21 protein-coding genes and 1 tRNA gene are annotated in these 19,586 nt (G+C 60.7%); 10 read left to right on the top strand and 12 right to left on the bottom strand.

Annotated elements, in window-relative coordinates:
* Positions 1-18: 18 nt before the first annotated feature.
* Positions 19-2,238, bottom strand: a complete 2,220-nt coding sequence (locus AC3CCE_RS07620) for a caspase family protein (RefSeq protein ID WP_352624896.1) — start codon at positions 2,236-2,238, stop codon at positions 19-21.
* 287 nt (positions 2,239-2,525) lie between these two features.
* Here AC3CCE_RS07620 and AC3CCE_RS07615 point away from each other — a divergent pair, with 287 nt between their 5' ends.
* The gene (locus tag AC3CCE_RS07615; RefSeq protein WP_352624894.1) at positions 2,526-2,930 is read left to right on the top strand and encodes a Fur family transcriptional regulator; all 405 of its coding nucleotides are present in this window, start codon (positions 2,526-2,528) and stop codon (positions 2,928-2,930) included.
* 8 nt (positions 2,931-2,938) lie between these two features.
* On the opposite strand, the gene AC3CCE_RS07610 is transcribed toward AC3CCE_RS07615, so the two are convergent.
* On the bottom strand, positions 2,939-3,427 hold the full coding sequence (locus AC3CCE_RS07610; RefSeq protein WP_023691986.1) for a macro domain-containing protein: 489 nt from the start codon (positions 3,425-3,427) through the stop codon (positions 2,939-2,941).
* A gap of 7 nt (positions 3,428-3,434) precedes the next feature.
* Positions 3,435-6,362 (bottom strand): DNA polymerase I, encoded by a 2,928-nt coding sequence (gene polA, locus AC3CCE_RS07605; RefSeq protein ID WP_352624892.1) that lies wholly within the window; start codon positions 6,360-6,362, stop codon positions 3,435-3,437.
* A 444-nt stretch (positions 6,363-6,806) separates the two neighbouring features.
* Between polA and AC3CCE_RS07600 the strand changes: the two genes are divergently transcribed.
* The 5 genes from AC3CCE_RS07600 (at position 6,807) to AC3CCE_RS07580 (ending at position 9,761) form a co-directional block, all read left to right on the top strand.
* Complete coding sequence (locus tag AC3CCE_RS07600) at positions 6,807-8,192, top strand: M20/M25/M40 family metallo-hydrolase (RefSeq protein ID WP_352624890.1); 1,386 nt, start codon at positions 6,807-6,809, stop codon at positions 8,190-8,192.
* 77 nt (positions 8,193-8,269) lie between these two features.
* Entirely contained in the window at positions 8,270-8,890 is a 621-nt protein-coding gene (locus tag AC3CCE_RS07595) for a ribonuclease D (protein WP_352624888.1), read from the top strand.
* A gap of 80 nt (positions 8,891-8,970) precedes the next feature.
* The gene (locus AC3CCE_RS07590; protein ID WP_023683046.1) at positions 8,971-9,177 is read left to right on the top strand and encodes a hypothetical protein; all 207 of its coding nucleotides are present in this window, start codon (positions 8,971-8,973) and stop codon (positions 9,175-9,177) included.
* A 105-nt stretch (positions 9,178-9,282) separates the two neighbouring features.
* Positions 9,283-9,537, top strand: coding sequence for a GlsB/YeaQ/YmgE family stress response membrane protein (locus AC3CCE_RS07585; RefSeq protein WP_023704219.1), 255 nt, complete (start codon positions 9,283-9,285; stop codon positions 9,535-9,537).
* Between the two features lie 77 nt (positions 9,538-9,614).
* A complete protein-coding gene (locus tag AC3CCE_RS07580; protein WP_023686592.1) occupies positions 9,615-9,761 on the top strand; it encodes a hypothetical protein in 147 nt (48 codons plus the stop codon).
* Positions 9,762-10,103: 342 nt separating this feature from the next.
* On the opposite strand, the gene AC3CCE_RS07575 is transcribed toward AC3CCE_RS07580, so the two are convergent.
* Positions 10,104-10,826: an antitoxin Xre/MbcA/ParS-like domain-containing protein gene (locus AC3CCE_RS07575; protein ID WP_023814763.1), complete on the bottom strand. Its 723-nt coding sequence runs from the start codon at positions 10,824-10,826 to the stop codon at positions 10,104-10,106.
* Between the two features lie 323 nt (positions 10,827-11,149).
* On the opposite strand from AC3CCE_RS07575, the gene AC3CCE_RS07570 reads away from it, so the two are divergent.
* Complete coding sequence (locus tag AC3CCE_RS07570) at positions 11,150-12,349, top strand: porin (RefSeq protein ID WP_352533995.1); 1,200 nt, start codon at positions 11,150-11,152, stop codon at positions 12,347-12,349.
* 112 nt (positions 12,350-12,461) lie between these two features.
* Positions 12,462-12,552, top strand: a tRNA-Ser gene (locus AC3CCE_RS07565).
* 220 nt (positions 12,553-12,772) lie between these two features.
* On the opposite strand, the gene AC3CCE_RS07560 is transcribed toward AC3CCE_RS07565, so the two are convergent.
* The 7 genes from AC3CCE_RS07560 to AC3CCE_RS07530 all read right to left on the bottom strand — a co-directional run bounded on the left by AC3CCE_RS07560 (position 12,773) and on the right by AC3CCE_RS07530 (position 17,759).
* Positions 12,773-13,009 (bottom strand): hypothetical protein, encoded by a 237-nt coding sequence (locus tag AC3CCE_RS07560; RefSeq protein WP_352533997.1) that lies wholly within the window; start codon positions 13,007-13,009, stop codon positions 12,773-12,775.
* Between the two features lie 50 nt (positions 13,010-13,059).
* A complete protein-coding gene (locus tag AC3CCE_RS07555; RefSeq protein ID WP_352533999.1) occupies positions 13,060-13,407 on the bottom strand; it encodes a hypothetical protein in 348 nt (115 codons plus the stop codon).
* Positions 13,408-13,551: 144 nt separating this feature from the next.
* Positions 13,552-15,600 carry an acyltransferase family protein gene (locus AC3CCE_RS07550; protein WP_352624885.1) on the bottom strand — a complete coding sequence of 683 codons (2,049 nt, stop codon included), beginning with the start codon at positions 15,598-15,600 and terminating at the stop codon, positions 13,552-13,554.
* 205 nt (positions 15,601-15,805) lie between these two features.
* Positions 15,806-16,393 carry a hypothetical protein gene (locus AC3CCE_RS07545; protein WP_352537084.1) on the bottom strand — a complete coding sequence of 196 codons (588 nt, stop codon included), beginning with the start codon at positions 16,391-16,393 and terminating at the stop codon, positions 15,806-15,808.
* A gap of 37 nt (positions 16,394-16,430) precedes the next feature.
* Entirely contained in the window at positions 16,431-16,625 is a 195-nt protein-coding gene (locus AC3CCE_RS07540) for a hypothetical protein (protein WP_352534005.1), read from the bottom strand.
* Complete coding sequence (locus tag AC3CCE_RS07535; RefSeq protein ID WP_352534007.1) at positions 16,607-16,849, bottom strand: ABC transporter permease; 243 nt, start codon at positions 16,847-16,849, stop codon at positions 16,607-16,609. The genes AC3CCE_RS07540 and AC3CCE_RS07535 overlap by 19 nt, the downstream gene beginning before the upstream one ends.
* Before the next feature lie 112 nt (positions 16,850-16,961).
* The gene (locus AC3CCE_RS07530; protein WP_352534009.1) at positions 16,962-17,759 is read right to left on the bottom strand and encodes a glycoside hydrolase family 108 protein; all 798 of its coding nucleotides are present in this window, start codon (positions 17,757-17,759) and stop codon (positions 16,962-16,964) included.
* A gap of 69 nt (positions 17,760-17,828) precedes the next feature.
* Here AC3CCE_RS07530 and AC3CCE_RS07525 point away from each other — a divergent pair, with 69 nt between their 5' ends.
* Positions 17,829-18,395: a CatB-related O-acetyltransferase gene (locus AC3CCE_RS07525; protein ID WP_023807183.1), complete on the top strand. Its 567-nt coding sequence runs from the start codon at positions 17,829-17,831 to the stop codon at positions 18,393-18,395.
* A complete protein-coding gene (locus AC3CCE_RS07520; RefSeq protein ID WP_352534011.1) occupies positions 18,392-19,177 on the top strand; it encodes a hypothetical protein in 786 nt (261 codons plus the stop codon). Before AC3CCE_RS07525 ends, AC3CCE_RS07520 begins: the two co-directional genes overlap by 4 nt.
* Here AC3CCE_RS07520 and AC3CCE_RS07515 read toward each other — a convergent pair.
* Positions 19,161-19,523: a hypothetical protein gene (locus AC3CCE_RS07515; protein WP_352534013.1), complete on the bottom strand. Its 363-nt coding sequence runs from the start codon at positions 19,521-19,523 to the stop codon at positions 19,161-19,163. The genes AC3CCE_RS07520 and AC3CCE_RS07515 overlap by 17 nt on opposite strands.
* Positions 19,524-19,586 lie beyond the last annotated feature (63 nt).

Genomic DNA, 19,586 nt, shown 5'->3' with positions numbered 1-19,586 from the left:
CGGCGAAGCGATGTCAGGTCAGGCGCGGGGCACCGTCTCCATCGGGAAGATCATCACCGCGCCTTTGGGACCGCTCTCGTCGGCAAGCCGCATCACGGAGCGCGTTGCCGGCGCCATGCCGATGTCGGCCAGCATGTCGGAAAAACCAGGCGTTCCCGATGCGGCACGCGTCACGGCGCGCACGCCTTCCTGGGCAAGAAAGCTCAGATCCTCTTTCTCGCTTTGCGGCGGCGCCTCGGTCAGCACGGCAATCATGCGCTCCATGCCGAAGCTGGTGTCGGTGAAGGCGAGCAGCCCTTCCTTCAGGCCCTGATCGGCCTGCTGATTGATCGGGGCCAGCCGCTCGGCGACGATGTGGGTGATCGAATAGTCGCTGCCGATATACAGCACGTTGATGTCGACGAACTCGTCGGACTCGTTCTTTGACGCAATGTGTACCTGATCGCCCGGCGAAACGCGCGGCACCTTTGACGATTCGATCGGCTCCAGCGCATCGCTGTCCTGGCGCTTGATCAGGAACTGGACGCTGACCTCGTCCGGCCGGTAGTCGGACGCCGCGGCGAGCCGCGACAGGCCGGTGGCGCGGAAGATCGTGGTCAGGGTCTTGGCTGTGTTTTCCGCAAGCTTGTCGCGGCCATCCTGATGGATGACGATGCGTGGCGGCTTGCTGCCGTCCTTCAGGCTGATGTCGCCGGACGCCGGCAGGAACCACAGCGCCGGTTCGTCGCTGGCGTTGGCGGCAGCGCCGTCCATGGATTTTTCGCGCAGCACCGCAAGCCGCAGATCGGCGCTCTTGCCGGGCTCGACCAGCGCGATGTGGAAGCCGGACTTCGGCTTCGCCACCAATTCGTCCAGAACCGAATTGACCAGCTCGGTTTCTTTTTCGAGCCCTGCGGTCGGGGCCGGCTTTGCCACCAGCAGCTTGTAGTCGACTGCGAGTTCGGCAACGCGCGCATAGGCGCCGGCGGGCACCGCCGTCGGCGCAAGCGCCGGCTTGCCGTCGAATTCGACCGGTGCGAGCTGGCTTTCGAGGTTTTTTGCCGATTTCACTTCGAGATAGCCGACGGCGTCGGAGAGCTTCGACAGCGCCGAAGGCAAAATGGCGAGCTTGCTGCCGGGGGTCAGACCCTGCAGCAGCCCGGCGCCGATCGCGACATCGCCGTCCTTGACGGCAATCGGCCATTGCATGACGGCGTCGGTCTTGTCGGTGCCGAACACGCGGGCGTCCAGTTCGCCCTCGAACAGGGGCGTCGGCCTTGCGCGGCCGTCGGCCGAATATTGCTGCAGCACGGCCTGGCCGAGCTGGCGATAGGTGACGTTGGGGTTCTCGGCCAATTTCGACAGGATGGTGAAGGTGAACAGGCCGAAGCGCGGCGCGTCGGGCGTGCCCTTGGGTAGCGGCATTTCCGGCGTCGTCTCGACCGTCTGCGCGGCATAGAAGGCGACCAGCTTGCCCCGGGCGATCGGCTCTGCGCCGGTCGGCGTCAGGTTGAAGGCCGGCTTGCGGCCGCCATTCTCGTCGAAACCGCGCGATGCGCTTGCCGAGATGTCGTCATAGGCCTTCACCGCGGCTGCTCTCGCCGCGTCGTCGCCGCCGACGAGGTCGGCGAACTCGACCTTGCGCTCCAGTTCGTCATCGACTTCCGCGGCGCGCGTCGCGGTGCCGGAATGGCAGCAGTCGAACACCACCCAGACAAAGGCGCCCTTGTCGCGGATGGCGTCGAGTGCGGCGCCGACTTCGTTGTCGACCAGCGCGTTCGGCACGCCCTCTTCGCGGTTGATCCATTTGTCGATATCGGAGGGCAGGAAAATCTCGTCGAGGCCGTCGGTCTCGTCGCCGGCCTTGGCCTGCGGCTGCTGGGCGCCGTGGCCCGACAGATGCAGATAGACGAAATCGTCGCGTTGCACCTTGCCGGCGAGGTCGGCAAGGGCGGCCTTGATCGCCGCATGCGTCGGCGGGCCGTTGGCGCCTTCGACGTCCTTGGCGAGCAGGATCACGTTCTCGGCCGAGAACTTCACCGGATCGGGCGTGTTCTTCAGGAGATAGTCGCGCACCAGGCCGGCATCGTTCTTCGGCCCGATCAGCCAGTTCTTCTGCGGTAGGTTCGGATAGTCGGTGCAGGCAACCAGCAGCGCGTGATAGGTGCGCGAGGCGGCGAGGGCGCGGAACGAAACCGTACCGGCAGCCACAAGCGCCGACGTGCCGACGAGCAGCGTCCGTCGTGTCAGTTTGATCATGATTGCTTCCCCAAGCCCGATCGAATTTGCAAGTGCGGCACCTTTCGTCGCGAATTTTGTCAGTATTTTGAATGTGGTCGGTGCCGTCAATCGGCGGTGGTGGTCATGGTGTCGATGGCGATAACTGAAACAAGTGGCAAAAAGCCCGCTTCGTCGCTATCTCAAGGGAATTGAGACCGCCGCATTGATTGCGAGCGGCGCTGGATCAAACAGATGGAACATGATGTCGTCCGAGAACCGCTTCACACTTTTCGGCATCATGCTCTAAACGATCGGAAAACGGGATCATGGCGGCAAGGGATGTGCTGACGAAGAATCAGCTGAGCGTACTCGAAAAGCTCGAGGCCGCCAGCGGACCGCTCAGCGCCTATACGCTTCTCGACCAGCTGCGCGAGCGCGGTTTCCGCGCGCCGCTACAGGTTTACCGGGCACTCGACAGCCTGGTGAAGTCAGGCTTCGTGCACCGGTTGGAAAGCCTCAACTCCTTCGTCGCCTGCGCCGAACCGCACGACCATACGCATTCGATGACAGCCTTCGCTATCTGCGACACATGCGGGCAGGTGATGGAGATGTCCGACCATGACGTCGACCATCGGCTGGACGAATGGGTGCGCTCGACCGGGTTTGCTGCGACGAAGGCGGTGATCGAGTTTCGCGGGACGTGTGCCAAGTGCCTGGCTGAGGCGGCTTAGCTTGCTTCCTACTTGAGCCGAGGCGGTGCGCTATTCTCGAATTCGTTCAAGAATGTCTCATAGACGACGTACCGCGTAGGCCCAGGTGTTAGCTGCTCCATAAGCAGGGGTTTCACCTCGTCGAGCCAAGATAATTTGCCAAGGCCAGACCCGATTTTTGGCAAGGCGATGGATTCTACCCGGTTTTTGTCGGCCCATTTCACAAGCCCGCGAACTGCTTTCCGTAAATAGGGAAGCGTGGCGTGATACATATCTGGCTGGGTTGCCAGATAAATGAAGCCCGGCTGATTGCCGTCTGGCTCCAATGTCCAGATATGACCCCCAATAAACCTGCCGGTCCGAGCATATTTCTTGAACGCAGCCTGCACATTCGGCCACTTTTTCGAAATCTTCAGCGCAAGTCCGGTGCCAAGGCCCTCTTGATTGCCCTCTGCCACGCCTTGAGCGATATAGCTTTCCTGGGCGGCCAGCAGGTCTCCGGTGACAAAGACAATCATCGCACCTTCAATGCGCCTCGTCCCAGTTGTTCGCTGCGCGGGCATCGACATGCAGCGGCACCGACATCGAGATGGCCGGCATCGGCGCGTTCTCCATCACCCTGCGCACCACGGGGATCGTCGCCTCGACTTCCGCTTCAACCGTCTCGAAGATCAATTCGTCATGCACCTGCAAGAGCATGCGGGCGGACAGGCCGGCCTTTTCCAGCGCCTCGTCCATATGCACCATGGCGCGGCGGATGATATCGGCAGCGGTGCCTTGCAGCCTGGCGTTGATCGAGGCGCGCTCGTTGAAGGCACGGATCGACGGGTTTGACGACCGGATCTCAGGATAGTGGATGCGGCGGCCGAAGATGGTTTCGACGAAGCCATGCTCGCGGGCATAGGCTTTTGTTGCCTCGATATAGTCGCGGATGCCGGGGAAACGCTCGAAGTATTTCTTGATGTAGGCGCCGGCCTCCTCGCGCGGGATCGACAGCTGGTTGGCCAGCCCAAAGGCCGAGATGCCGTAGATGATGCCGAAATTGATCGCCTTGGCGCGGCGGCGCACTTCGGACGGCATGCCTTCGACCGGCACATTGAACATTTCCGAGGCGGTGATGGCGTGGATGTCGGCGCCATCGGCGAAGGCCTGCTTCAACTGCGGGATTTCGGCGACGTGGGCAAGCACGCGGAGTTCGATCTGGCTGTAGTCGGCCGAGACCAGTTTCTGGCCCTTGTCGGCGATGAAGGCGGTCCTGATCTTGCGTCCCTCCGCGGTGCGCACCGGGATGTTCTGCAGATTGGGATCGGAGGAGGACAGCCGGCCCGTCGTCGTCGCGGCCAGCGCATAAGATGTGTGCACGCGCCTGGTGTCGGGATGGATGAAGCCGGGCAGCGCGTCGGTGTAGGTCGATTTCAGCTTGGTCAGCTGACGCCAGTCGACGATCTTGCGCGGCAGTTCGTGGCCTTCGGCGGCGAGATCCTCCAGAAGCTGCGCGGAAGTCGACCATTGCCCGGTCTTGGTCTTGGAGCCGCCGGGCAGGCCCATGCGGCCGAACAGGATGTCGCCCAGCTGCTTTGGCGACCCGATGTTGATGCGCTCGCCGACAAGGCCATAGATTTCCTCTTCCAGGCGTGCGGCGCCTTGCGCCAGCTCGCCGGAGAGCCGCGACAGGATCTGGCGGTCGACCGAGATGCCGCGCTGCTCCATCCGCGCCAGCACCGGTACCAGCGGCCGCTCCAGCCGCTCATAGACCGAAACCAGGCCCTTGGCGGCAAGTCGCGGCTTCAGCACCTGCCATAGCCGCAGCGCTACGTCGGCATGGCCGGCGGCGTAGGCGGTCGCCCGGTCGACGTCGACCTGCTCGAACCCGACCGAGCTTCTGCCGGAACCGGCGAGATCCTTGAGCGGCGTCGTGGCATGGCCGAGCCATTTGTCGGCAAGCGAGGACAAAGTGTGGTGGCCGGTGCCGGCGTCGAGCACATAGGAAATCAACATCGTGTCGTCGAAGGGTGCGATATCGATGCCGTGGCGGCTCATGACGACGATGTCGTATTTGGCGTCCTGGGCGATCTTGAGCACCGATTTGTCTTCCAGCAACGGCTTCAGCAGCGCCAGCGCCTCGCGGACCGGAATCTGGTTCTCCAGCGTGCCGCCGCCGAGCAGGTCGCCGGCGCCGCTCTTGTGGGCGAGCGGCACATAGGCGGCGCGGCCGGGGCCGATCGCGAGGGAGAAACCGATGAGGTCGGCCAGCATCGGATCGGAAGACGTGGTTTCGGTGTCGAAGGCGACGGTTCCGGTCTCCTTGGCTTGGGCCAGCCAGGTCTTGAGCGTTGCCGTGTCGCGGATGGCGACATAGGCGGCAGGATCGATTTTGGCTGCGGCGGCCGTTTCCAGGCGAAGTGCGGCAAGCAGCGAAGGCGCGTCGCCGGCCCTGGCGGTTTCGGATTTGGCTTCATCCTGTGTTGCCGCAGGCACCGGTGTGCCGGAGCCGACATCGGGGCCGTGCGCGGTGTCGGCGCGCTCGACGGTGACTGCGACAGCCTGCACATCGCCGGCTTCGGTGCTGGTCGCCTCGGCCACACGGCGGGTCAGCGAGGTGAATTCCATGGTTTTGAGAAAGCCGATCAGCTTCGGCCCGTCCGGCGCGTGCAACACGAAATCGTCGAGCTCGTCGGTCACCGGCACGTCGTTCTTCAGCGTCACCAGCTGGCGCGATATGCGCGCCTTGTCGGCATTGGCGATGATGGATTCGCGCCTTTTTTCCTGCTTGATCTCGCTGGCCCTTGCGAGCAACCCGTCAAGGTCGCCGAACTGTTCCAGCAATTGCGCCGCCGTCTTCGGCCCGATGCCGGGTACGCCCGGCACATTGTCGACGGAGTCGCCGGTCAGCGCCTGCAGGTCGATCATCTTTTCCGGCGGCACGCCCCATTTCTCGATGACTTCGGGGATGCCGATCTGGCGGTCCTTCATCGGGTCGTACATGCCGACCGTGGGTCCGACCAGCTGCATCAGATCCTTGTCGGAGGAGATGATAGTGGTGTCGCCGCCGGCCTCGCACGCCAGCCTGGCATAAGTGGCGATGAGGTCGTCGGCCTCGTAGCCTTCGATCTCGATGCAAGGTAGGTTGAAGGCCACGGTTGCCTGGCGGATCAGACCGAATTGCGGGATCAGGTCTTCGGGCGGTGCGTTGCGGTTGGCCTTGTATTCCGGGTAAAGATCATTGCGGAAGGTTTTCGACGAATAATCGAAAATGACCGCTAAATGCGTCGGCACGATGCCTACATCGGTGTTGCGGGCGTCCTGCATCAGCTTCCATAACATGTTGCAGAAGCCGGAGACCGCGCCGACCGGCAGCCCATCGGATTTGCGGGTCAGCGGCGGCAGCGCATGATAGGCGCGAAAGATGTAGCCGGAGCCGTCGATAAGGAAGAGATGGTCGCCTTTTTTCATGCCGGCAGGGATAGCGCGCCGGGACGGCGCGGTCCATGGCAAAGGCGGGCTTCCAACAGGTGTTGCGGCGACATGCTGACAGAGCCTGCCTGCCAATAGGCCCTGCTGCTGTTTGCCTCGGCGCTCACGGCTATGTTACAAAAGTGTAATTTTTGTGCCCTTGAAACGCCACGATCCGGGACACAAATAAAGGTCATCGGCAGTTTTCGCCGAGTCCGGAGCAAGGCCCGTCCCCCGCCTATCCCGGACAATTGCGGCAGCCTATCCCCCCTCTCCGGGCTGCCGCATCGTTTCGAGTAAAAGACCGCCGTGGTTCCCCTCCACCACGGCGGTTCTTTTTTGCCTTCTGACAAGTGTTTACGGTCCGTGGTCCAACGATCGCGGGCTTTTCGTTTTGATGCGCTGCCTTTACGGTCCCGGCACCGAAAAGAAGGGCCCGCAGTAATGTCCACCATTTCCTCCGTCCTAGACCGTCTCGACAAAAATCTCGACCATAGCCTGGAGCGCCTGTTCGGCCTGCTTCGCATCAAGTCGATCTCGACCGATTCCGACTATGCCGCCGACTGCCGCAAGGCCGCGGAGTGGCTGGTGGCGGACCTCAAGCTGATCGGCTTCGACGCTTCGATGCGCGACACGCCGGGACACCCGATGGTGGTTGCGCACCATGAAGGCCCCGCCGGTTCGCCGCATGTGCTGTTTTACGGCCATTACGACGTGCAGCCGGTCGATCCGATCGAGCTTTGGGAGAACGACCCGTTTGCGCCGGCGGTCAAGGAGATCGAGCCCGGTCACAAGGTAATCACCGGCCGTGGCTCGGCCGACGACAAGGGGCAGCTGATGACCTTCGTCGAGGCCTGCCGCGCCTGGAAGCAGGTGCATGGCAATCTGCCCTGCCGCATCACCATCCTGTTCGAGGGCGAGGAGGAGTCCGGCTCGCCGTCGCTCAAGCCGTTCCTCGAGGCCAATGCCGATGAGCTCAAGGCCGATTTCGCTCTGGTCTGCGACACCGGCATGTGGGACCGCGAAACGCCGTCGATCTGCGTTTCGCTGCGCGGAATGGTCGGCGAGGAGGTCACGGTCAAGGCTGCCGATCGCGACCTGCATTCGGGCCTCTATGGCGGCGCCGCCGCCAACCCGATCCGCATCCTGGCGAAAATCCTCGCCGACATCCATGACGAGAACGGCCACATCACCATTCCCGGCTTCTATGACGGGGTCGAGGAAACGCCGTCGCAGATCCTGAAATCATGGGAAACTCTGGGCGAGACCGCCGAAACCTTCCTCGGACCGATCGGCCTCTCGATCCCGTCGGGCGAAAAAGGCCGCTCGGTGATGGAACTGACCTGGGCGCGGCCGACGGCCGAGTTCAACGGCATCATCGGCGGCTATACCGGCAAGGGGTTCAAGACGGTGATCGCGGCGGAAGCGTCGTCCAAAATCTCCTTCCGCCTCGTCCACAAGCAGGACCCCGAGAAGATCCGCGCCGCTTTCCGGAAATTCGTCAAGGCGCGCATTCCCGGGGACTGTTCGGTCGAATTCCACCCGCATGGCGGCGGGTCGGCAATTCAGCTTTCCTACGACTCGCCATTCCTGGCCAAGGCCAAGACTGCGCTGTCGGATGAATGGACGAAGCCAGCGGTGACGACGGGCAGCGGCGGCTCGATACCGGTGGTCGGCGACTTCCAGACCTATCTCGGCATGGAATCGCTGCTGGTCGGGTTCGGCCTCGACGACGACCGCATCCACTCGCCCAACGAGAAATACGAGCTGACCTCCTTCCACAAGGGCCAGCGCTCCTGGGCGCGCATTCTCGATGCGCTGACGCGCTGAGGAGGCTGGGAAGTTTTCTTGTTGATTTTTCAGCGGATCGCGGCGAGGACGAGTTATGCCGCGATCCGGAGACAACTATGCCCGACATCCGCTTCCACAAGAACGATCTGCCCGACCTCGCCCACTACAATGTCGACGCGGTGGCCATCGATACCGAGACGCTGGGGTTGAACCCGCACCGCGACCGGCTGTGCGTGGTGCAGATCTCGCCCGGCGATGGCTCGGCCGACGTGATCCAGATCGCACCCGGCCAGAAGAAAGCGCCGAACCTCGTCAGCCTGCTGCGCAACCGCGGCATATCGAAACTGTTCCACTACGGCCGTTTCGACCTCGCCGTGCTCTACAACGCCTTCGGCGTCATGCCGGAGCCGGTGTTCTGCACCAAGATCGCCTCGCGGCTGACCCGCACCTATACCGACCGGCACGGCTTGAAGGACATCTGCTTCGAGCTGCTTGGCGTCGGCATGTCGAAGGCGCAGCAGTCGTCGGACTGGGCGGCCGAGACCCTGTCGCCCGAACAGCTCGAATATGCCGCTTCCGACGTTCTCTATCTGCACCGTCTGCGCGAGGTGCTGGCTGGACGCCTGGCGCGGGACGGGCGCAACAAGGAAGCCGACGCCTGCTTCCGCTTCCTGCCGACGCGTGCCAAGCTCGATTTGATGGGTTGGGACGAAGAGGATATTTTTGCCCACAGCTGATGGCCTTCGGATAACGCTTCCGGCAGCCTTGCAACCAGACACGCGTCGTGGCGTTCTGTCGACTCAATGAGGGGGATGACGTGGCAGACCGCAAACCGATAGCGACCGCCCCGACGGATGGATCCAAGGTCACTGTCCTGTGGAAGGACGGCGCCGGCGTCGTCAGCGAATCCGTCGGGCAATATCGCGACGGCGCCTGGTGGGTCTACACCGACAGCGATACCCAGAAAAAGGTCGACCCGACCAGCTGGCGGCCAGTCTCCAGCGACGATGACGACGATCAATGAGCGCCGCTGGCGGGTGCAACTGCTTTCGCATAGCCTGAAGTCGTTGATATCGAGGCCGATTCGGGGCCTTCCGCTCCGTAGCCTCTCTTCCTGGAGGAACGCGTCATGGGCATCGAAAGCCTTCTCATCTTCATCATAATCGGCGCCATTGCCGGCTGGCTCGCCGGCCTCATCGTCTCGGGCTTCGGCTTCGGCCTCATCGGCAACATCATCGTCGGCATTATCGGCGCCCTGATCGCCGGCTGGCTATTTCCAAGGCTCGGTTTCGCTATCGGCGGCGGCATTCTGGCTGCCATCATCAACGCCACGATCGGCGCCGTCATCCTGCTGGTGCTGGTCAAGGTTCTGAAGCGAGCTTGACGCTCTAAGTTTCATTCAACGCAATTCCTCAGGAGAAAGCCTGTGCTTTCCTGGAATTGCTGCCAAAGGAGCGCGCCGTGAAACAGAACACTCTCTATCTCCTTGTCGGCGCGCTCGTTGTCGTGGTCATCGCGCTCGGTGCATATGTCTATCACGAACAGACCAAGCCCAAGGGCGTCGAACTGAAGATCGACGACAAGGGCATTTCGATCCAGCAGAATTGAAATATTCGGGGTAGCCAGGGCCTCTGCCTTTTGCGGCAGACAGGCCGCGAGGATGCGGCTTTCGGACCCAGTTGGCGGCAGCGGATTTTAGAAATTCTTAAGGAATTTCAGAAGGGTGCATAAACCCTGCTTTAACGCGCCCTTAACACTAAGCCGTTGAATTTGTTTGAAGTCGTTACCGTTGGTTCCGATCGTTCGGGGCGTTGGGGAGAGAAATGCAATGGAAAACTACAATCCAATGGAATCCGCGATGGAGCGCGCTGTGCGAAATGAACTCAAGAACGAGGCGAGCTATTCGCGACCAACCGAGGGGCGGGATTTTCGTGTTGGCACAACCAAAACTTACGTTGAGACTTTGAACGGGATAACTGTAGGGTCATTCGGTGCGAGGTTCCGAGCAGCTGAAACCACCCCTTTTACGTCGCCAGCGTGAAGAACATCGATTGGTCTTTGTTCCTTAAGCAGAACGTTTGGGGATATGAGCCATTCCCATGCTTGACGTGGACTACCAACGACCGAGATTACCTCAGCGATGCCAGGAACGGGCCGTCCATCAGCAAACTGCCTTAAAGGGAATACGGGCTTGCTGCTGCTCCTGGTATTTAGAGCGACGGCTTCATTTCGTTTCTGCCAACGATATAATGTGGAGCGCGGAATTCCGAAGAAACGCTCGATCTCCGTTGGGCCAGCCACCGGGCCGGCCCAATCGTCCGCCAGTTTCAGAGTTGCTGTCTGTTCGGAACGGCTGGCTTTGAGACGAACGAGGCGCCTAGAAACTTGTCCCAAGGCGATCTGTGTCAACTCGGTCGCAAACTCAGTCGCGTAATTCGGAACGTCTTCCTCAATGGTTTTGAAGGCCCTCTGAATAGCGTCTGGCTGACATACTATCTGGGATACGATGATGGCCGCTATCTCAGCCGCAGCCCTCATCGCCGGCAGGCGAATCTTCGGTCCATCCGTTTGGAGCACGCTTTCAATGGCTAGATAGAGGGTCTCCTGCAGGCCTTCGCGGCTTTCAAGCTTTTCCCTGTGCCGCAGTTTGGAAAAACGTCTTCTGGTTGTCATTGCGCTCTCGATTCTGTTGTTAGACAAGGCATCCCACCGCCATACAAAGATCATAAAAGCGGGCCGAGCAACGCCAATTCGTTACCAAATTGTTGCTCGCAGGGCGAAAACGTGACGTTTCTGCAACACGCGCCGCGGATAGCGGTAAGAGGCGTCCTTCGAATTGACGATCTGGGTTGATCATCAAAACCTCATGGATAATGTTGACTTCGAAGGAGCGGCGCGGTGCGCACTTTTTCGGTAGTGGGGATGGGGCAGGGAACGCTGTCCTTCAGCAAAGAATACCCAGACCCGTTTTTTAACTTTTGACTGGAGGTCAGAAAATGAACATTAAGAGCCTTCTTCTCGGCTCCGCTGCGGCCCTGATCGCAGTTTCCGGTGCGCGCGCCGCCGACGCCGTCGTCGTCGCCGAGCCGGAACCGGCTGAATACGTCAAGATTTGCGACGTTTACGGCTCGGGCTACTTCTACATCCCCGGCACCGAAACCTGCCTGCGCATCGGCGGCTATGTCCGTTACGACATCGGCGTGGGTGATGTCGGTTCGTTCGACGGTGCGACGTCCGCTGACGTTGAGGACGGCGGCAGCAATGACACCTACTTCAAGAAGGCCCGCTTCTCGCTGAAGACCTGGACCGGCCAGGAAACCGAGCTCGGCACCTTGAAGACCTACACCGAGACCCGCTTCAACTTCCAGAACAACAACCGTGATGCGGGCGCGCTTGGTGACGTAAATCCTGCCGGCAACACCGGTGCTTCGCTGAACTTCGCCTGGATCCAGCTTGGTGGTCTGCGCGTCGGTAAGGACGAATCGGCGTTCAACACGTTCATCGGCTACGCCGGCAACGTCATCCAGGATACGCTCGTTCCCTACGGTGATTTCGACACCAACGTCATCCAGTACTACTTCGACGCAGGCAACGGCTTCTCGGCCGTGATCTCGCTCGAAGAAGGTTCGGGCGGCGGCACGGTAGATCTTGCCGGCAACGGCGTCTACGGCGTGGGCACTATCGACAGCTACGTTCCGCATGTCGTCGGCGGTCTGAAGTACACGCAGGGCTGGGGCGCCATCACCGGCGTGCTCGCTTATGACAGCAACTATGAAGAAGTCTCCGGCAAGGTTCGTTTGGACATCACCCCGATGCAGAACCTGTCGCTCTTCATCATGGGCGGCTACGGCACCGACGACAACCTGACGGATACGGGCTACGCGTTCCCGGCCGGCGGCCGCGGCTTCTATAAGCCGTGGGATGGCAACTGGGCAGTCTGGGGTGGTGGCACCTACACCATCAACGAGAAGACCTCGTTCAACGCTCAGGTTTCGTATGACGAAGGTGAAAACCTCGGCATCGCAGCCAACATCGCCTACGACGTCGTTCCCGGGTTCACGATCACTGCCGAAGTTGACTACGTCAATGCAGGCAGCATCGGTGAAGACGGTGGCACCCTGAACCACAACTGGACCGGTATCACTGATGGCGACGACGCCATCGGCGGCATGCTCCGCTTCCAGCGCTCGTTCTGATAGCGCGCTTGATTGGAAAATGGAACCCGGCGGGCAACCGCCGGGTTTTCATTTTGTCAGACCTTACCCACGTCCCATTGGGTGCAGAAGTCGCTGTAGCTTGCGGCGTTATGGAGAGGTGGCCGAGTGGTCGAAGGCGCTCCCCTGCTAAGGGAGTAGAGGTCAAAAGCTTCTCGTGGGTTCGAATCCCATCCTCTCCGCCAATTGCCCTTCTGAGAGACGTTTTGTCCGGGCTATGCCCGGTCTCGCGCACCTCACCGCCGCATCCCTCTAAGAGCAGTTCGAAGAGGCTTTCGACCTCGCCAGCGATTTCATGAGGGGCGATGCCGGCCTTCTCTGCCGCTGTTATCAACTGGATGGCCTTGGCTTCCCACGGGCTCGCTGAACTGAATACGCCCGCCGGGCGCGATATAGCGGCCTCGGTCAGTCAGCCAAGCCGGCGTCGCGGTGCACGATAGCACCGAGAATCGCGGCGTACACGCTGCCGACTTCCTCTGCGCAGGATATGCCCAGCTTGTCCGCGCGGTCTTCCTTCGCTTGCTCGGCCAGGTCGCTGATGCCAAGCGCGATTGTCTGCTGCGGATGGAAGGACGCTGACTGTAAAAGCCCGCCCAACCTTTCGGCGGGCGGGCTTGCACTGTCGGAACTGGAGAGTGTCATGTCGACAGCCGCGACAGGTCGGAAAGGGGTCGCTGGTTAACGGCGCGAGATCAGCAGGCAAGCCGGCGCAGGTCACGATCATAGGTATCTTCGTTGCTAAGCACTTCGACGCAGCGCTTCTTCATCCGAGTGACCTGGGCGTTCGACATATCGCCGACAACGCTAGCCAGATTCGGGTTGCTCGGAGCGGTCGGGTTGCTGGGGTTGGCGGCTGGATTGGCTCCAACGCCGACATTTACTTCGGTACCGACCCCGGTGACGACACCGTCATTGGCGCCGCCGGTGCCGATGGAAGCAGTCGCTCCGCCATGACTGCCGCTTTTGGTGCGATGTCTTTCACCAACTGAGAAGACCAAACTGACGGAACTTTTGCCGTGGAATGGTGTTCGTTCGAGCATGACGAGAATAGCCGACCTCGGACCGCCTAAGCCCGGTAAGCCACATGATCCTCACTTGCAAGAGCATTTCCATGTCTGCCCCATCTGCGGCCAGCAGGTCGACCGGCGCGACTTCCGCCAGGTCATGTGGCACCAGCAACCAGATCACGAGCCCCTGGAGTTCGACCAATGAGTGCCAGCCGCCCGTGGCTCATTGATTGCCGCGTCGATGCGTTTGCCGAAAATGTCGGCCATAGAGCGTGAATAGGTGGCGGTGAGGTGGTCACCGTCACGCCAGACATACACGTTGCCGATAACAGCGGCGCAGATGTTGCCTGGGCACACGATGTCGCTGAAGTCGACGAGGGGCACATGCGGGTAGAGGCGGTGAGCAACGACCAGCGGATCACGATCACGTTCCGATTTATATGGAACGGAGCAGCGACGGTCCCGAGCCATGCATCGCTCCGGGTTCGTTCCCCAAGCTGGTGTGTCGGCTATTACCACCACCTTAATGCCCAATGCCTCGATGTTGCGCCATAGCTGCACCAACGTATCGCTCACGGGCAGCTGGCTTCCGTCGTCGGGATAAGCACGTAAAACGTCTCTCTGTCCGAAAATGATGATGTCTGGCCTTTGTTGTTGAAAAATTCGCAGCATATGCTGGCCCCAGGTCAGGCAATCTGGAAACGGACGGTCGCTGTCAGACACCATGATCATGGCGGGGAACAGCGGGCAACCGGGCTTGGTAAAACTCTCCGCATTCCACCCTCGATCCGACGCGGTCACCTGAAACGCCGGAAGCCAGTGTTCTGCGTGCGAATCGCCAACCAGGAACACCTTGAGCCGCCCATTTGGATCGCCAACCTGGCAACCGACAGGTTCGCTGTTTTCGCGAGGCGGGCGGCAGCTGTCCGTTTGTGGCTTATCCTGCTTTATTGTCGGTAGCGAAGGAGCATAGGCCGCTACGGTCGGCACCGGCTTGTTGGAGAACAACGACCTAGCCCCTGGATAGTCGTCGGGGTTGTTCGAGATCAACGCTTCTTGCCGGGCAATTTCTATTGAGACAGCGCAAAATGCGATTAGAGGCACCAGGGGAACCGGGGCGAAAACGGTCAGGCACTCGATCAGTCGGGGGCGTGATGGCAACGATGCGCGGAAGCGGAAACGGTCCTCGACCTGGACCTTTGTGACGGCGGCCAGACCGACGCTTGCCGTAAGGATGGCCACGCCTCCCCAAAAGCCCATCGTTTCGCCACTTTGCTGTGTGGAAAAGACGATGATCGGCCAATGCCAAAGATAGAGCGAGTAAGAGATGTCGCCGAGGAATTGGAACGGTCGTGACTTGAGCAAAGCAAAGGCGCTGAACGACAACCGGCTTTGACCGGAGACGATCACCAGCGCGGCCGCTACCGTCGGCAACAGCGCCGCGTAGCCGGGGAAGGGTGTCTTGGCCGAGAACAGAAAGGCGGCTGCGAGAATCGAGCCGACGCCGGCAAACCCAAGTAATCGCCGCGCTCGTTCCCCGATCCGTGTGTCGGCTGACTCCGGCACCATGGCACACAGCAGAGCGCCGAGCGCCAGCTCCCAGATACGAGTGTGAGTGACGAAATACGCCCGCGCCGGGTCAACAAGGGTGAGCCATACGGAGGTGGCAAGCGAGGCGATGAAGATTGCGCCTAGCACGGTGACCAGCAAGGGCCGCCAAGGCCTGCGGGCCTTTCGTGAAAGCCACAGGACGCCGATGATCAGCCCCGGCCAGACAACGTAGAATTGTTCTTCGATCGACAGCGACCAGTAATGTTGGACCGGACTCGGCGCGCTCGTCATCGCCAGGTAATCAATCGCCTTCGCGGCGAGCCGCCAGTTCTCCAATTGGAGGGCGCTGTGCACTAGTTCGTTTGTGCCGTCCCTCCAAAGGGCCGAGGGTAGATAGAGCGGGGTCGCCAAGCCCACCAGCAGAAGCACAAGCATCGCGGCAGGCAACAGGCGCCGCGCCCGGCGAATATAGAAACCAAGTAGGCCAATTCTTCCGGTGTCCTCCACCTCCCGCAGCAAGACGCCGGTGATCAAGAACCCAGAAATCACAAAAAACACGTCAACGCCCACATAGCCGCCGGGGACCAGCCACGGCCAGACGTGGAACAAAGCGACTGAGCAGACAGCGATAGCACGCAGCCCCTGAATCTCAGGCCGGAAACTGGACTTGCTCAAATACTTGCTGCCGGTTGCTGCTAGGCTCGCGCTTACACAGAGTGAAACGTACGTGAGGGTATGGAACAAGTAGCCCAATAACAACCTCAGTACTCAATTTCGCATCAGCTGGGGGGGCGAGAAAAGCGAAAAGCCCGCCCCGGCGCGAAGCCGAGACGGGCGAGTAGGAAGGTCAGAAAGTCAGAAAGTCAGAAGGATACCGTCGTCAGGGCGCCGGCGGCACGCGATGCTCCGCCCGGTCAAGCCGCTCGAGGATGTCGCGGATTATATCCCGCTGATTGTAGACGCTGGCGGTTGCGGCCTTCATCTCATCGATCTGGCGCTGCTCATCGGCGAAGCGCTGATCGTAGTTTTGCCAGACGCGCTCATGTTCGGCGCGCGGAACCAGGCCGCTGCGGATGTCGGCAATGGCAGCCTCAGTGCGCAGGCGGTCTTCCGCCCCACGATCCGTTCGCCATTTCATCTCGGCTTGCGTGACCATCTTGTCGACAACGACGCTCAGCGCGCCCTTGACATCGCTGACATTTTCACGGATCGGGGCCAGAGCTTGGCTGCCTACGGCCAGCAGGATAGCGAACGAGACGCCGATCGCCGACCAGATGACAGGCCATTGCGTCTTGGAGCTCCCGCGCAACTCGGTTGCCAGCGAATTCACCGCGCCTTCGATGTTGCGAAAGCCGGTGTTCATGTTGGACCGCAGATCCACGATGTCGCGGCCCTGGTTCTCCACCCGCTCGCTGAGACGGGCATATGACGCCAAGGGGTCGAAAGGGACTGACTGTCCGTTGTTCATGTCATCCGCCATTCTGTTCGCCCCACCCACGCACTGCTTACGGCCGCCAGCCGCAAAGCTTTTGACCTTTTTCGTTGTGGGCCAAGACCTGGCTCACCTCGCCGTCTGAGAGCGCTGCGATGGCCTCGGCGGATAGGCGGATCGGGTGCTCCACCGCGCAAAATGAGCCGCCAGCCGTCGCGCAGCCGGCAATCGCGATGAGCACCGCAAGGGCTATTGCTTTGGTGACCATTTGCCCAGCCTCTCCCGGTTGACGCCCGGCGCGCGGCCGGCGACGGCATCATCGATCTTGTCGGCTTCGGTTGCGGCCACGGCATTGTCTGCTGTCTGCTTGTTGCGCTCGGCCTTTGCGCCGGCGAGTCGCTGTTGAAAGCCGAACCCAAGCGCGCCGATGATGGCCGCCCCGATTGCAAGGACGGTCGGGTTGCTCAGGAACCATGCGATGACCGCACTCATAGCGGCCACCAAAACCAGACGGCAAAGGCGGCGATGATAGCCAGGCTGACAGCGCCGACAGTGCGCAGCAGGCGATCGAACGCCGGGATGAGCAGTTCGCGGAAGCCTTCCATCACTCGGCCACCTCAGCCTTGATCTGACGCACCGCTGCGACGATCTGCGAGCGCAGCAAGAGCAAGATCAGGAGGAACACCAGCAGCACGACGCCACCGGCGAGAACCGCCTGCCAATCCATGCCGCCGAGCCAGCCGAGCCCGATGGCGCCGGAACCGAAGAGGCCGGTGAGCCAGGACAGGAAGCCGGATTTCTCCTTGACCTTCTGCTCCACCTTTTCAGGAACGACAGGTTTCGGGACTTCGACGGGCACTTCAACCCTGATCGGCGGCGGCGCATCGGGCAGAGCGGCCATCTTTATGGCTTCATCCCGCACTGAGGACACGCGGGACGACCAACCCTTGCCGAAAGTCTTCCATGTCGGCAGACGCTTCAGGAAGGCCATACGCTGGTCGCAGACCTCGTCCACCACGGTAGCGCGCATCATGCCCTTCAGCTTGACCAGCGTGTCAGGGCCGATCTTCCCATCCTGCTTGGCGCCTACGACCGCCTGAAGGCACTTTGCAGCACGTCCCGGCCCGGAGTTCACCGCATAGTCAAACAGCGCGTAATCGACGCCACCTGGCAACTGAGCGCCGGCCACTGCGTCCCAATAGAAGCGGCGATAGACCGTCGCGACTTGGTCATCGCTGATCTTGCGCAGATCGGCTTTGCTGGCATCGGCCTTCACATAGCGGCGGAAGTTGGCCAGCGTCACGCCTTTCATGGTCGCGCCGCCAGGGTCGGCCGGATTGTCCGACCAGAGCCCTTCCGATTTGAGAACGAGCGAGAGCGCCCGCGCGAAATTGCGGTCCATGTGTAAGCCTCTTGAGGTTGCATTTGAAAGAAGGTAACCGCTATTTGGCGGTCAGGGCGGGATGTCTAAATGTCAGTATTCTCTAAGTGGTTCAAAGACGCGCGCGCGAAACTGCCCGATAATGTGTCGGTCGGCCGCCACACCTATGGCGTCACTTGGCGGAAGGTGCTTTTTCCGACTAATGAAGCCCCTCTAAATGTGGGAAGCTTCTGCTCTGTTGCTGGCCAAGTCCTGTTCATGTGCACCGGCCAACACCAAACCAAGAGTGCCACTTCATTCCCGATCTATAGCCGCGTCCTGAAGCAGCCTGAGCCTTTACCCAACGCTGGGAAGCCTGGGGGCATCACGATCGGCAACGATGTTTGGATTGGCCACGGTGCGATCATATTGCCAGGCGTGACAGTCGGCGACGGCGCTGTTGTGGGTGCCGGCTCCGTCGTCGCCAAGTCTGTCGAGCCCTATGCGATAGTGGCCGGCAATCGCGCGCAAGTTGTCCGCAGCCGGTTCCCTGCTGATACCGTTGTGCAATTGCTGGAAATACAGTGGTGGTTGTGGGACGACGATAAGATCAAGAGCGAGGCAGCTACTCTCAGCGGTCCGATCGAGACTTTCATTGCAAAGCACGCCACTCGATGAGGGACGTTTTCGGTTATATCGCGTATGGCGAAAACGAATTGTACCATCGCGGCGCGTTGCTGAGCGCACTCAAGCTTTTGTATCATTGTCCAGAAGCAAAGATCATTGTTGCGACGGACAGGCCCGAATTGTTTATCGACTATCCCATGGAGACGTTGCTTCTGACTGACATGCAGAAAGAGGCTTGGTCCTTCAGCGGTCAATATCATTTTGGCATCAAGGCACGGGCGCTGATCAAACTGCTGAGGATGACCGACCGCCTCATCTTCATGGACTCAGACCACTACCCAGCAGGATTTCTATCCCTTGGCTTCGAAAGCATTTCGCCTAAGCATTCAGTGATGCGACGCCTAGAGAAACCCCACAAATGGACGCCTGTGCTGGAAGGGGAAGGCCTTCGGATCGGCGAACATGTTATCACGGGCCGCGAACCTATGTGGCAAAGTGGCATTCTCGGAGTGCATCGAGACAATCTTCCCGCTCTGATGGACGCGTATCCACCGATGCTTGCTGTCCATCAGATATCGAAAATTGACGCTGCGGAGCAGTTCTGCATCGGCATAGCCTTGTCCTTGGGGGGGCGGACGATCAGCCCGCATAAGCTCAAGATCAGGGACTATAATACGCGAGGGAAGAAGGCGTTCGCAGAACCTCGTGTACATCGCTTCTTCGATGCATACGCTGCCGAGCCCGTTGCACGGCAAATCGTCGAAGCTGGCCGATATCGAGTGTGGCGGACGCCGGTGGATATCATTCGCCAAAAACTCAAGGCGCGAGGATGACTGCAGGATCAAGCCCAAGAGCACGGACTAGCCCGACTGCGTCAGGATCGTCGCTGTAAACTTCCGGCCGATCCGGCGCGAACCAGCGGGCAAAATAGATTGGGTTGCCCGCCAGGGCGGCATAGGCCTGCGACATCTTGCCAGCCTCAATAATCCGAGCCTGCACAACCGATTTTGGCACCATGCGACGCTCACCAGGCGGCGCGCTCCACGCTTTGCCATCCCAGAGTTGGCGGGCATCTGCCGGGGCCTCCAAGACCTCAATGCCATTTTGAGGCAGATCGACGTTTTCACCGTCAAAGCCGCCGAGATAGACGCCATCCGCGTCGACGAAGAATTTGGTCATATCTGCCGATCCCTTTACTCAGAATTTGTCATTGGTGTATGCCTTCGCCAAGCATGGTTTTTC

The organism is Mesorhizobium sp. P160187 (assembly GCF_057766425.1).
Note: the sequence above shows the minus strand (reverse complement) of the source record. Positions and strands in the feature narration are given on the sequence as shown.